Genomic DNA, 12198 nt, shown 5'->3' with positions numbered 1-12198 from the left:
GAGGGGCAGCGCCCCCACCGTGCCCGGGTGGGCGCCGACCGGCTCGGCGAAGCCGCGCAGCACCTGCACCAGCTGCCAGCCCGAGGCCGCCAGGGTGAGCGACCCGAGGCCGATGGCTGCCCACGCCGCCAACTGGTTGGAGCGGCGGACCACGATGACTCCGAGCAGGGCCGCGAGCAGCGGCAGGGCCACGACCAGCTGGGTCGCCGGGATGTCGGCCGGCCACCCGGTGGGCAGGGTCCAGGGGCCGACCACCGTCGCTGCGAGCCCGGTCACGACCGAGACTCCCGGGTCACCGCGTCCCTGACCGGCGCGTGCGTCTCGTCCAGGTCCCCCGGGTGCTGCGGATCGTGGGGGCTGTGCGGCCCATCCCCTGCCTGCCCTCGCGGGGGCGGCGGGGCGTCCAGGGGATGGGCCTCGTCGCTGGCGGGCTGGGTCAGGTCGATGTGGCCGCGCATCCGGAACATCGCGAGGACGACCGCGAGCGCGACCCCGACCTCCGCGGCGGCGATGGTGATGACGAACAGGGCGAGCACCTGCCCCGCGCGCATCGGGTCCGGCAGCACCGAGCCCATCGTCACCAGGAGCAGGTTGGCGGCGCTCAGGATCAGCTCGACGCCGATGAGGACGAGCACGGCGTTGCGCCGGGCGACGACGCCGTAGACCCCGGCGCCGGCAAGGACGGCGACCAGCACGATCGGCAGGCCGAGGTGCATCATGACCGCACCTCGCTGTCGGGGTCGGCACGCAGTCGCGAGATCGCGAGAGCCGCCACGAGCGAGACGAGCAGCAGCACCGAGAGCAGCTCGAACGGCCAGACCCAGCGCCCGAACAGCTGGGTCGCGAGCTCGGTCGTGCTGCCACCGTGGATCTGCACCGTCCGGCCACCCAGCGCCGCGAGCAGCACACCGGCCAGCAGCGCGGTCGTCCCGGCGGCGACGACCGCGGCCGCGACTCGCTGCACCGGGCCGGTGTCGTGCTCGGCGCTCGGCCCGACCGGTGCCCTCGTCAGCATGAGCGCGAACAGGACGAGGACGACCACGGCGCCGACATAGATGAGCACCTGCACCAGGGCGATCAGCTCCGCGCCGAGCACGAGGTAGCAGCCGGCGAGCGTACCGAGCGTGACCACGAGCCACAGTGCCGCGTGGACCACGTGCCGTGTGGTCACTGACAGGACAGCACTGGCAGCTGCGATCACGCCGACGGCGGTGAACAGCACATCGAGCGTCGTCACGTCGGGGCCCCCGGGAAGTACCTTGCGAGGCCGGGATCCCCGCAAGGTGTGGGAGCGAGCTCGAGAGCGGTCAACCTCGTGGAGTGGTTTTGGCGGGTGATCACGGGCGCCCCGCGGGAGGCGTGGCCCGTCCAGGGCGGACGGGCTTGGACAGGGCAGTCACCTCGGCGGCGTCGGCAGCCCCGGGATCGAGCGCGGGTGGCGGCGGCACCGTGGCCATCCACTCTCCGAGCCGGTCCTTCTCGTGCAGCATGTCGCGGATGTCGGTCTCGGCGTACTCGAACTCCGGCGACCAGAACAACGCGTCGAAGGGACACACCTCGATGCAGATGCCGCAGTACATGCACAGCGAGAAGTCGATGCCGAACCGGTCGAGCACGTTGCGCTGGCGCTCCCGCCCCCCCTCGGTGGTGGCCGGGAGAGTCTCCTTGTGCGAGTCGATGTAGATGCACCAGTCGGGGCACTCCCGGGCGCACAGCATGCAGCTGGTGCAGTTCTCCTCCAGCAGGGCGATTGTGCCTCGGGAACGGGGCGGCAGGTCGGGCAGCACGTCGGGGTACTCCGCCGTGTGGCTCGGCGTGACCATGGCCCGGGCTGTCGTCGCGAGGCCCTTGAAGATGCCCGGGACCAGTCCCCCGCGCTCGCCACGCTCCGGCTCCCGCTCCGGCTGCTCGGCATCCATCGTTCTGTCGCTCATGTTGTCGGTCGCGGCTCCTCGGCGCTCCGGGCCTCGCTCCGCTCGTGTCCTCACGCTGTCGTCGTCGCTCATGTCGTCAACACCACCCAGACTCCCGTGATGGCCAGCTGGGCCAGGCCCAGCGGGACGAGGACGAGCCACGCCAGCCGCTGCAGCTGGTCCTCACGCAGACGCGGCCACGCCACCCGGAACCAGATGACGACGAACGCGACCGCCGAAGCCTTGACCAGGGTCCACAGCCAGCCCAGGGCGGCCGCGAACGGCCCCTGCCACCCGCCGAGGAACAGCACGGTGAACAGCAGCGACATGACCACGATGCCGGCGTACTCGGCGAGCAGGAAGAACGCGAAGCGCAGGCCGGTGTATTCGGTCAGCGGCCCGAAGACGATCTCGGAGTCGGCCATCGGCATGTCGAAGGGCACCCGCTGCAGCTCGGCGACGGCGGCGACGAGGAAGACGACGGCACCCGGCAGCTGCCAGACGAGCCAGAGCGGGTGCCACTGCTCCACGATGCCGGACAGCGACAGCGTGCCCGCGGCGAGCGCGACCGAGGCGGCGGCCAGCACCATCGGCAGCTCGTAGCTGAGCAGCTGTGCGGCCGCCCGCATCCCGCCGAGCAGGGAGTACTTGTTGGCGCTGGCCCACCCGGCCATCAGCGGGCCCAGGATCCCGACCGCCATGGCGGCCAGGACGAAGAGCACGCCGGCCCCGACATCGGCGCCCACGACTCCCGAGGTCAGCGGCAGCACCGAGAGCGCGACGAGGTAGGCGACCAGCGACACCGCGGGAGCCAGCCGGAAGACCCAGCGGTCGGCCTCGCGAGGGGTGACGTCCTCCTTCTGCGCGAACTTGACCCCGTCGGCGACCAGCTGGGCCCACCCGTGGAAGCCCCCGGCATACATCGGACCGAGTCGGCCCTGCATGTGCGCCATGACCTTGTGCTCGGTCTGCCCCACGAGCAGGGGCAGCACGAGGAAGGCCGCCAGGACCACGACGGACCGCACCACGACCTCGAGCAGGCTCATCGGCTCACCTCGGTCCCCACGACTCGTCGGGCACGCCGGGCGGCTGCAGCTTGCGCCGCTTGCCCCTGGCGGTGCCGCCGCCCGGCTCCTTCTCCCCCGGCCAGGCCTTGCTGGCCCGGGCGGCGAGCACGAACGACTTGCGCAGCGGGGTGCCCTCGAACCCGTCCGGCAGCAGCAGCGGCCGCAGGGTGTCGCCGAGCCCGTCGGCGAAACCGGTGAACTCGATGCCGAACATCTCGTGCGTCTCGCGCTCGTGCCAGGCCGCTCCCCGCCACAGGTCGGTCAGACTCGCGAGGCTGGTGCCCTCAGGCACACGCGTGCGCACCAGGACACGGCGCAGCGTCGCGGGGGGCCGGCCGGTGCCGGCCGCGGTGGCCATCAGGTGGCACACCACGTCGAAGCCGGCGTCCTCCTCGGCGTCGGTCTGGTCGACGGCCGTGAGCCAGTCGAAGTAGTCGAAGCCACCGTCGCGCAAGCCGGCGAGCGTCTCGTGCCACTCACCGACCACGACGTCCTGGTGGACCTGCTCCGCCGCGGTCACGGCTGCCGACCGGGTGGGGCCAGGGACGGGCGGGTGACCTCCGCCGCGGAGGCGGCGCGACCGGCATACTTGGTCCGGATTCCCTTGCTGCTCAAGGTTTCGGCCGCAATCTTCTCCTGCAGCTTGAGGATGCCCTGCAGCAGCGCCTCCGGACGCGGCGGGCAACCGGGGACGTAGACGTCGACGGGGATGATCTGGTCGACGCCCTTGGTCACGCAGTAGGAGTCCCAGTAGGGCCCGCCGCTGTTGGAGCAGGCGCCGAAGGAGATGACGTACTTCGGCTCCGGCATCTGGTCGTAGAGGCGCCGCACGGCCGGCGCCATCTTGTCGGTGACCGTGCCCGACACCACCATCAGGTCGGCCTGGCGCGGGCCGGGCGCAAACGGGATGACGCCCAACCGGATGAAGTCGTGCCGGGCCATCGAGGCCGAGATGAATTCGATGGCGCAGCAGGCGAGCCCGAAGTTGAACACCCACAGGCTGTAGCGCCGGCCCCAGTTGAGCACGACGCGCACCACCTTGGGTGCGTGCTCGGCCGCGAGGCCGACCCGGGGCATGGGCAGGTCGGTGGTCACGTCAGGTCCTCGCGAGGTGTCGGTGGCCGGGGCCCCGTGCAGGATCGGAGGCCGGGTGGCGGGGCAGCGGAGAACTTCGCGGGGTCATCAGAGCCACCTCAGCAGACCATGGCGCCAGGCGTGCGCGAGCCCGATCAGCAGGACGCCCACGAAGATGCCGACCTCGGCCAACGAGGCGAGCGCGAGGTCGCTCGAGCGGATCACCGTGGCCCAAGGGAAGAGGTAGACCGCGTCGACCGCGAAGATGACGTAGAGGAACGCGTAGAGGAAGTAGCGCACGTTGGTCTGGGCCCAGCCCTCGCCGACCGGGTCGACGCCGCACTCGTAGGTGGACTCCTTCGCCGGTGTGGGCGCGCTCGGGGCGATCAGCCGGCGGGCGCCCATGGCCGCGACGAAGAGGAGCACGCCCACGAGGACGACTCCACCGACGACGAGATAGGGCGACAGCACAGTGCGAGCCTAGTAGGCGGGCTGGGGTGCGGGGGGAAGCACCACCCGCGTGCCCCGGGCCGGTGAGGAGTGCCTTTCCTCACTCCGTTCGGCGAGGAACGACCCACCGGCCTACCATGGAAGGAGTGCCGTGCCGCACCTCGCACGGTCCCGCCCTCGACAGTTTGGTGACAGCAACGATGAGCAGCAAGCCCGTCCGGCGGGTGGACCGCGTGGTGATCCGGTTCGCCGGTGACTCCGGTGACGGTATGCAGCTGACGGGCGACCGGTTCACCTCGGAGACCGCCGCGTTGGGCAACGACCTGTCCACCCTGCCGAACTTCCCCGCCGAGATCCGTGCGCCGCAGGGCACGCTGCCCGGGGTGTCGAGCTTCCAGCTGCACTTCGCCGACCACGACGTACTGACGCCCGGCGACGCCCCGGACGTGCTGGTCGCGATGAATCCGGCGGCGCTCAAGGCCAACCTCGCCGACCTGCCGCGCGGCGCGATGATCATCGTCAACACCGACGAGTTCACCAAGCGCAACGTGGCCAAGGTCGGGTATGACGTGAGTCCCCTCGAGGACGACACGCTCGCCTCGTGGCACGTCCACGCGGTGGGCCTGACCTCGATCACGGTGAGCGCGCTCGCCGACTTCGACCTGTCCCGCAAGGACAAGGAGCGCGCCAAGAACATGTTCGCGCTGGGGCTGCTGCTGTGGCTCTACACCCGTCCGACGGACGGCACCGAACACTTCCTCAAGCGCAAGTTCGCCGACCAACCGGAGATCCTCGAGGCCAACCTCGCGGCGCTGCGGGCGGGCTTCAACTACGGCGAGACGACCGAGGACTTCGCCGTCACCTACGAGGTGGCGCCGGCGCCGATGGCTCCGGGCACCTACCGCAACATCACCGGCAACACCGCCCTCGTCTACGGCCTGGTCAGCGCCAGTCACCGCACCGGCCTGCCGATCGTGCTGGGCAGCTACCCGATCACGCCCGCCTCCGACATCCTGCACCTGCTCTCGAGCCTGAAGCGGCACGGCGTCACGACGCTGCAGGCCGAGGACGAGATCGCCGGCGTCGGCGCCGCGCTGGGCGCGGCCTTCGGCGGCGCGATCGGGGTGACCACCACCTCGGGGCCGGGCCTGGCCCTGAAGTCCGAGACGATCGGGCTCGGCGTCGCGCTCGAGCTGCCGCTGGTGGTCATCGACGTGCAGCGCGGCGGCCCCTCCACCGGGCTGCCCACCAAGACCGAGCAGTCCGACCTGCTGCAGGCGATGTTCGGCCGCAATGGCGAGTCGCCGGTGGCGGTCGTCGCGCCGCGGTCGCCGGGCGACTGCTTCGACACGGCCATGGAGGCGGTGCGGATCGCGACGACCCACCGCACGCCGGTGCTGCTGCTGTCGGACGGTTACCTCGCCAACGGCTCCGAGCCGTGGCGGATCCCGGAGGTCGCCGACCTGCCTGACCTGCAGGTCGACTTCGCCACCGAGACCAACGGGGTCAACGACGCCGGGGAGCCGGTGTTCCACCCCTTCCTGCGCGACCCGGAGACGCTGGCGCGCCCCTGGGCCGTCCCGGGCACCGCCGGCCTCGAGCACCGCATCGGCGGCCTGGAGAAGGCCGACGTGACCGGCAACATCTCCTACGACCCCGACAACCACGACACGATGGTGCGGTTGCGCGCCGAGAAGATCGCGCGGATCGCCGACCGGATCCCGCCGCTCGAGGTGGACGACCCCGATGGCGACGCCGAGGTGCTCGTGCTCGGCTGGGGCTCGACCTACGGGCCGATCGCGGCGGCCACCCGACTGGTGCGCAACACCGGGGCCAAGGTCGCTCGGGCCCACCTGCGCCACCTCAACCCGATGCCCGCCAACACCGGCGAGGTGCTGCGGTCCTACCGGCGCGTCATCGTGCCGGAGATGAACCTCGGCCAGCTCGCGCTGCTGTTGCGTGCCAAGTTCCTCGTGGACGTGCGCGGCTACAACACGGTGCGCGGGTTGCCGTTCAAGTCGGTCGAGCTCGCCGACGCGATCCGGGAGACCATTGCCGAGCCCCACGACCCCACCCACCCCGACACGGAGGTGTCCCGATGATTACACCCCACGAAGTTCTCCGCTTCGCTCCGATACTTCGCGGGGACCCCGCATGACCGCCCAGGACCTGGGTATGCCGCGTACCGGCACCGATGGTGTGCCTCGCCTGCCCGAGGACGCGCCGGCGCAGAAGAAGAAGGACTTCACCTCCGACCAGGAGGTGCGCTGGTGCCCGGGTTGCGGCGACTACGTCATCCTCGCGGCCGTGCAGGGATTCCTGCCCGAGCTCGGGCTCAAGCGCGAGAACATCGTCTTCGTCTCCGGTATCGGCTGCTCATCGCGCTTCCCCTACTACCTCAACACCTACGGGATGCACTCGATCCACGGTCGCGCGCCGGCGATCGCGACCGGGCTGGCCACCTCCCGACCGGACCTGTCGGTCTGGGTCATCACCGGTGACGGCGACGCGCTCTCGATCGGCGGCAACCACCTCATCCACGCGCTGCGCCGCAACGTCAACCTCAAGATCCTGCTGTTCAACAACAAGATCTACGGCCTGACCAAGGGGCAGTACTCCCCCACGTCCGAGGTCGGCAGCGTCACCAAGTCCACCCCGGTCGGCTCGGTGGACACACCGTTCAACCCGGTCTCGCTCGCCCTCGGCGCCGAGGCGAGCTTCGTCGCACGCACCATGGACTCCGACCGCAAGCACCTGACCGCCACGCTGCGGGCAGCCGCGGAGCACCGCGGCTCGGCCTTGGTCGAGATCTACCAGAACTGCCCGATCTTCAACGACGGCGCGTTCCAGTTGCTGAAGGACCGCGACGAGGCGCAGGCCCGGATCATCCACCTGGTCGACGGTGAGCCGGTCCGGGCCGGCGAGGACCACGTCGTGGTCCGCGACGCGACCGGCTCGTTGTCCGTGGTCGCCGAGGCGGACGCCGACCCCGCTGACATCGTCGTCCACGATGCGGGGGCGGCGGACCCGACCCGCGCGTTCGCCCTCTCCCGGTTGGACGACCCGAGCCAGCGGCACGTCCCGATGGGCATCTTCCGCGATGTGTCGCGTCCGACCTATGACGACCTGGTCCGCGCCCAGGTCGACGGTGCGATCGCGTCGGGCGGCGGCCCCGCCGGCGACGCCGACCTGACCTCGCTGCTGCACGGCAAGGACACCTGGACCGTCTCCGCCTGATCCGCGAGAACGCCGGGTCAGGCCCCCACGGTCCTGACCCGGCGCCACCCGTCGCAGCGATGCTGCGGTCGCAGGCTCAGGCGATCTCGACGCTCGGGTGGAAGCGCTTGACCCGGTGCAGCGTGTTGCGATCGGTGTGGTGCATCTCCGCACCGGTGGCGGCGAGCCGGAGGATGAGGTCGGAGGTGTAGGAGAACGTGCCGTCGTCGCCGAAGCTGAAGACACTCTCGAAGCCCTTGAGCTCCGCACGCTCGAGCAGGTACTTGTTCTGCAGGATGCCATAGCTGGGCTCACCCGGCGTCGCGTCGAAGCGCAGTTCCCTGTCGCCCAGGCTCGCGTCGCTGCCGGCGAGGATGGCGATCCCGCGCCCGAACACGACCGAGCGCATGATTTGGCCGTTGGCCTTGTCCCACAGCAGGTAGCCGACCTCGTCGTGGAAGGGGTCCATGGCCTCCTCGCCATGGCGCCAGGCCGTCATCTTGTAGTTCAGACCCTCCATGCTCTGCTGGCCGTTCTCCTGAGTGGGGATCGGGCTGAACACGGCGCGCTCGAAATAGCCGGTCTCGGTCGTGTCGTCGTCCTTGTTGTGGTACGAGAGGTCGATACCGACATCGCCTTCCCACTCGCCGACCAGTGGAGTCAAGGGTCCCAACTTCTGCGGGCCCAGCACTGCTGACATAGCTGCATCTCCTTCTCGCCGAGTCTTCTGCCCGGCCACCAAGATTGGAACGGTCCCAAACTACCGTGTCGCCACATCGACGATCACGGCGGTCAGACGCCGAGACGGAAACCATTTCGATTTGGAAGGCCTGCGAGGTCGGAGGAGAGTGGACCCGTGAGCCCCACCCCCACCGCGGCCGCCCAGCTCGCCCGCGACCAGGCGGACGCGCAACGCACGCGTACCGGCACGGCATACGGGCTGTCGGCCTACCTGCTGTGGGGGCTGTTCCCGCTCTACTTCCGCGCGCTCGAGCCCGGTGGGGCCTTCGAGATCCTCACCCACCGCATCCTGTGGACCCTCGTGCTCTGCACGGTCGTGCTCGGCATCAGGCGCGAGTTCGCTTGGGCCAGACCGTTGCTCACCTCTCCTCGTGCGCTCGGCGCGCTCGGCCTCGCCAGTGTGTTCATCGCCGCGAACTGGACGATCTACCTCGTCGCGGTGATGAGTGGCCACGTGACCGAGGCGGCCCTGGGCTACTTCCTCAACCCGCTGGTCACCGTCGGGCTGGGCGTGGTGGTCCTCGGGGAGAAGCTGCGCCCGCTGCAGTGGGTGGCCGTCGCGATCGGCGTGGTGGCCGCGGTCTACCTCAGCATCGACTACGGCCGGCCGCCCTGGATCTCCTTCTGCCTCGCCTTCAGCTTCGCGATGTACGGCTTGATGAAGAAGCGGATCGGCACCTCGCTCGGCGCGCTGCAGGGACTCACCGCCGAGGCCGCCATCCTCGCTCCCGTGGCCGCCGTGGTCCTCGGCGTGCTGACGTGGCAGGGGTCGACGACCTTCACCGTGCAGGCTCCCTGGCACGCGCTGCTGCTGGTCTCGACCGGTGTCGCGACAGCGGTGCCGCTGATCATGTTCGCCGCCGCCGCCCGCAGGGTGCCGCTGGTGAGCATCGGGCTGATGCAGTTCATCACCCCGGTGCTGCAGCTGCTCTGTGCCGTGCTGCTGCTCGGCGAGACGATGAGCAGCGGGCGCTGGATCGGCTTCGGGATCGTCTGGGTCGCGCTGGTCGTGCTCACCCTGGACTCGCTCACGTCGGCCCGGTCGCGCTCGCGCCGGCTGGCCCGGGCGGCCGAGTCCGCCGCCTGCTGAGCGTCGAGCGGACCTCAGGGCCCGAGGACCCGCTCGAGGTAGGCGTTGGCGAACATCCGCCCCGGGTCGACCCGGTCGCGGACCGCCCGGAAGTCGTCGAGGCGAGGGTAGAGCCCGCGCAGCCGCTCGACCCCGAGCGTGTGCAGCTTGCCCCAGTGCGGCCGGCCGTCGTGCTCGGCCACGATCGCCTCGAACGCCTCGAAGTAGCGGCGGTGCTCGAGCCGGTGGTACTGGTGCACCGCGAGGTAGCCGCCCGCCCGTTCGTAGCCGGTCGACAGCCACACGTCGTCCGCCGCGGCGAAGCGCACCTCGACCGGGAAGGGCAGCCGCTCGTCGTGGCCGTCGATCCAGGTGCGCAGCGCGGTGAGGACGTCGGGCACGGCGGCCCGCGGCACGGCATACTCACTCTCGCGGAAGACCACCCGGCGCGGTGAGGCGAAGACCCGGTACGAGTCGTCGGTGTAGCCGCGGGCGGTCAGTGCACGGCTGGCCACGGTGTTGATGCGCGGGACCAGGGAGGGGCGTCGCGCCGCCAACCGGTTGGTCCACTCGAAGACCGTGTTGGAGAGGAACTCGTCGTCGAGCGCCCGGCGCCAGCGCGGCAACGGGGCGCGGGTCGTGCCGACCGGCACCCGGTTGTTGCGCTTGGTGAGCGTGCGGTCCGTGTGGGGGAACCAGTAGAACTCGAAGTGGTCGTTGCCGTCGACGAGCTCATCGAGCCGGCCGAGCACCTCGCCCAGCGGTTCGGGCGCCTCGACCGCCTGCAACAGGAACGCCGGCGTGCACTGCAGCGTCACGTCGGTGACGATGCCCAGGGCTCCGAGTCCCACGCGCGCGGCCGCGAACAACTCGGGTTCCGCCGTCGGCGAGCACCGCACGATCCTGCCGTCGGCGAGCACCATCGTCAGTGCACGCACCTGACCGGCCAGCCCGGTCAGGGCGGCTCCGGTGCCGTGGGTGCCCGTGGCGATCGCGCCGGCGATGGTCTGCTCGTCGATGTCGCCGAGGTTGGCCATCGCCAGGCCGCGCTCGGCCAGCATCGGGTTGAGGTCGGCGAGACGGGTGCCGCCGCGCACGGTGACGAGTTCTCCGTCGACAGAGACGATCCCGGACATCCGGTCCAAGCGCATCAGCATGCTGTCGGCGACCGCGATCCCCGTGAAGGAGTGCCCGGAGCCGACCGCCTTGAGCCGGGCACCACGCTCTGCCGCCCGTCCGACGACCTCGACGACGGCATTGGCGCTCACCGGCGCGAAGGTCTCGCTGGGCCGCGCCGACTCGAGTCCGGACCAGTTCGTCCAGACCGCCGGTTTGCTTGCCCCTGCAGGTGGTCGGCTCAACCGAAGTTCATCCCCTCACCGCGATAGGTCGGCACCGTCGCCACGACCTCGCCGTCGTCGACGAGGTGCACCTCGTCGAGCCGCTCACACAGCTCGCCCGCCTTGGCGTGCCGGAACCACACCGGGTCGCCGATGGACAGGTGCCGTGCAGCCTCCCCCGACACCGGGGTCTGCACCTCTCCAGCCCCCTCGTTCCGCAACAACCGCAGGCCCTCCGGGTGACAGGGCTGCGGCACCCGCGACCAACCGGGCGGGCCGGAGGCGATGTAGCCACCGCTGAAGCAGGTGGCCACGTCGGGGGCGGGGCGTCGCACCACGGGCAGGACGAGGTATGCCGCGTGCTCCGGTGAGAAGTCGCGGTAGCCGTCGAACAGGGTCGGGCCGTAGAGACCGGAGCCGGCGGCGAGCTCGGTGAGGTGCGGGTCGCGACCGGTGACGTGCAGGCTGCCGGTGCCACCGCCGTTGACGATCTCGAGGTCGGCGTAGGGACGGACGGCGCGCACGACGGCTCCACGCCTCGCGAGCAGCTCCCGCGCCGACAGGCGCTTGACGAGCCGGACGGCCGGCGACGAGTCCGGCAACCCCGCGATCTGCGCGTCGTAGAACATCAGCCCGACGAGCCGCACCCCCGGCACCTCGGCGATCCGGCGGGCAGCTCGGGCGGCCTGGTCAGGTGTGTGCACCGGCGAGCGCCGCACCCCGAGATGGGCCGGTCCGACCCGGAGCGAGGCATCGACCTCGAGGCACACCCGGACCGGGCGCGCGCGGTCCGCGGCCGATGCGAGCACGGCGACGTGGCCCGGGTGATCGACCATGACGGTGATCGCCGAGGTCAGCACCGGCTCGGCGGCCAGCTCGGCCATCGCGTCCCGGTCCACGCTGGGATAGGCCAGCAGGACCTCGGTCTGGCCGTGCCGGGCCAGCCAGATCGCCTCGCGCAGTGAGTAGGCCATGACCCCGGCGAAACCTGGCCGCTCCAGCACCTGCTCGAGCAGCGGGCGGCAGCGCACCGACTTCGAGGCGACCCGGATCGGCAGGCCACCGGCTCGGCGCACGAGGTCCTGGGCGTTGGCCCGGAATGCCGCCAGGTCGACGACCCCGCAGGGCGCCGGCAGGTGTGCGACGGCCCGGACCACGCTCTCGGGAACACTCACGTGTCGAGCGTAGCCACCCGGCGTGTCCGGCCCGTGCTCACCTCGGGCCGCATTGCTCGCCTCAGGCCGGTCGCCGGGGCCTGCGGATCGGCCTGGGTGGAGCAAACCGGCCGGGAGGGAGCACAGTCCGGGTCAGCCGGCGCGGCGGGCGAC

14 protein-coding genes are annotated in these 12198 nt (G+C 70.9%); 3 read left to right on the top strand and 11 right to left on the bottom strand.

Annotated features, from left to right (window positions below; translation table 11 throughout):
* From FRW57_RS09775 to FRW57_RS09740, 8 genes are all read right to left on the bottom strand, one after another.
* Positions 1-276: hypothetical protein (locus FRW57_RS09775; protein ID WP_152185912.1), on the bottom strand; the 276-nt coding region annotated here is incomplete at its 3' end.
* Positions 273-719: an NADH-quinone oxidoreductase subunit NuoK gene (gene nuoK, locus FRW57_RS09770; RefSeq protein ID WP_137120636.1), complete on the bottom strand. Its 447-nt coding sequence runs from the start codon at positions 717-719 to the stop codon at positions 273-275. The genes FRW57_RS09775 and nuoK, both read right to left, overlap by 4 nt.
* A complete protein-coding gene (locus tag FRW57_RS09765) occupies positions 716-1237 on the bottom strand; it encodes an NADH-quinone oxidoreductase subunit J family protein (protein ID WP_137120637.1) in 522 nt (173 codons plus the stop codon). The genes nuoK and FRW57_RS09765 overlap by 4 nt, the downstream gene beginning before the upstream one ends.
* Positions 1238-1337: 100 nt before the next feature.
* On the bottom strand, positions 1338-1823 hold the full coding sequence (locus FRW57_RS09760; RefSeq protein WP_373681284.1) for a 4Fe-4S binding protein: 486 nt from the start codon (positions 1821-1823) through the stop codon (positions 1338-1340).
* Between the two features lie 179 nt (positions 1824-2002).
* Positions 2003-2959 carry an NADH-quinone oxidoreductase subunit NuoH gene (gene nuoH / locus FRW57_RS09755; RefSeq protein WP_152185911.1) on the bottom strand — a complete coding sequence of 319 codons (957 nt, stop codon included), beginning with the start codon at positions 2957-2959 and terminating at the stop codon, positions 2003-2005.
* Between the two features lie 4 nt (positions 2960-2963).
* Positions 2964-3500: an NADH-quinone oxidoreductase subunit C gene (locus FRW57_RS09750; protein ID WP_137120639.1), complete on the bottom strand. Its 537-nt coding sequence runs from the start codon at positions 3498-3500 to the stop codon at positions 2964-2966.
* Positions 3497-4057: an NADH-quinone oxidoreductase subunit NuoB gene (locus FRW57_RS09745; RefSeq protein ID WP_137120736.1), complete on the bottom strand. Its 561-nt coding sequence runs from the start codon at positions 4055-4057 to the stop codon at positions 3497-3499. Before FRW57_RS09745 ends, FRW57_RS09750 begins: the two co-directional genes overlap by 4 nt.
* A 105-nt stretch (positions 4058-4162) precedes the next feature.
* Positions 4163-4525: an NADH-quinone oxidoreductase subunit A gene (locus tag FRW57_RS09740; protein ID WP_444965514.1), complete on the bottom strand. Its 363-nt coding sequence runs from the start codon at positions 4523-4525 to the stop codon at positions 4163-4165.
* Between the two features lie 179 nt (positions 4526-4704).
* On the opposite strand from FRW57_RS09740, the gene FRW57_RS09735 reads away from it, so the two are divergent.
* Positions 4705-6606 carry a 2-oxoacid:acceptor oxidoreductase subunit alpha gene (locus FRW57_RS09735; protein ID WP_152185910.1) on the top strand — a complete coding sequence of 634 codons (1902 nt, stop codon included), beginning with the start codon at positions 4705-4707 and terminating at the stop codon, positions 6604-6606.
* Between the two features lie 52 nt (positions 6607-6658).
* Positions 6659-7741: a 2-oxoacid:ferredoxin oxidoreductase subunit beta gene (locus FRW57_RS09730; protein ID WP_137120641.1), complete on the top strand. Its 1083-nt coding sequence runs from the start codon at positions 6659-6661 to the stop codon at positions 7739-7741.
* Positions 7742-7817: 76 nt separating this feature from the next.
* Here FRW57_RS09730 and FRW57_RS09725 read toward each other — a convergent pair whose 3' ends face one another.
* Positions 7818-8420 (bottom strand): heme-binding beta-barrel domain-containing protein, encoded by a 603-nt coding sequence (locus FRW57_RS09725; protein ID WP_137120642.1) that lies wholly within the window; start codon positions 8418-8420, stop codon positions 7818-7820.
* Between the two features lie 156 nt (positions 8421-8576).
* Between FRW57_RS09725 and rarD the strand changes: the two genes are divergently transcribed.
* Positions 8577-9551 (top strand): EamA family transporter RarD, encoded by a 975-nt coding sequence (gene rarD / locus FRW57_RS09720; RefSeq protein WP_152185909.1) that lies wholly within the window; start codon positions 8577-8579, stop codon positions 9549-9551.
* Between the two features lie 14 nt (positions 9552-9565).
* On the opposite strand, the gene FRW57_RS09715 is transcribed toward rarD, so the two are convergent.
* Together FRW57_RS09715 and FRW57_RS09710 are read right to left on the bottom strand one after the other, a co-directional pair.
* The gene (locus FRW57_RS09715) at positions 9566-10891 is read right to left on the bottom strand and encodes a D-arabinono-1,4-lactone oxidase (protein WP_152185908.1); all 1326 of its coding nucleotides are present in this window, start codon (positions 10889-10891) and stop codon (positions 9566-9568) included.
* Complete coding sequence (locus FRW57_RS09710) at positions 10888-12045, bottom strand: amino acid deaminase/aldolase (protein WP_152185907.1); 1158 nt, start codon at positions 12043-12045, stop codon at positions 10888-10890. Before FRW57_RS09710 ends, FRW57_RS09715 begins: the two co-directional genes overlap by 4 nt.
* Between the last annotated feature and the right edge of the window lie 153 nt (positions 12046-12198).

The sequence above is a fragment of the Segeticoccus rhizosphaerae genome (assembly GCF_009192725.1).
Classification (GTDB): Bacteria; Actinomycetota; Actinomycetes; order Actinomycetales; family Dermatophilaceae; genus Segeticoccus; species Segeticoccus rhizosphaerae.
Note: the sequence above shows the minus strand (reverse complement) of the source record. Positions and strands in the feature narration are given on the sequence as shown.

Coding starts and splice junctions, on each gene's coding strand:
- FRW57_RS09735 (WP_152185910.1), top strand. CDS start 4,705: ATGAGCAGCAAGCCCGTCCGGCGGGTGGACCGCGTGGTGATCCGGTTC.
- FRW57_RS09725 (WP_137120642.1), bottom strand. CDS start 8,420: ATGTCAGCAGTGCTGGGCCCGCAGAAGTTGGGACCCTTGACTCCACTG.
- nuoK (WP_137120636.1), bottom strand. CDS start 719: ATGATGCACCTCGGCCTGCCGATCGTGCTGGTCGCCGTCCTTGCCGGC.
- FRW57_RS09745 (WP_137120736.1), bottom strand. CDS start 4,057: ATGCCCCGGGTCGGCCTCGCGGCCGAGCACGCACCCAAGGTGGTGCGC.
- FRW57_RS09760 (WP_373681284.1), bottom strand. CDS start 1,823: ATGGTCACGCCGAGCCACACGGCGGAGTACCCCGACGTGCTGCCCGAC.
- nuoH (WP_152185911.1), bottom strand. CDS start 2,959: ATGAGCCTGCTCGAGGTCGTGGTGCGGTCCGTCGTGGTCCTGGCGGCC.
- FRW57_RS09730 (WP_137120641.1), top strand. CDS start 6,659: ATGACCGCCCAGGACCTGGGTATGCCGCGTACCGGCACCGATGGTGTG.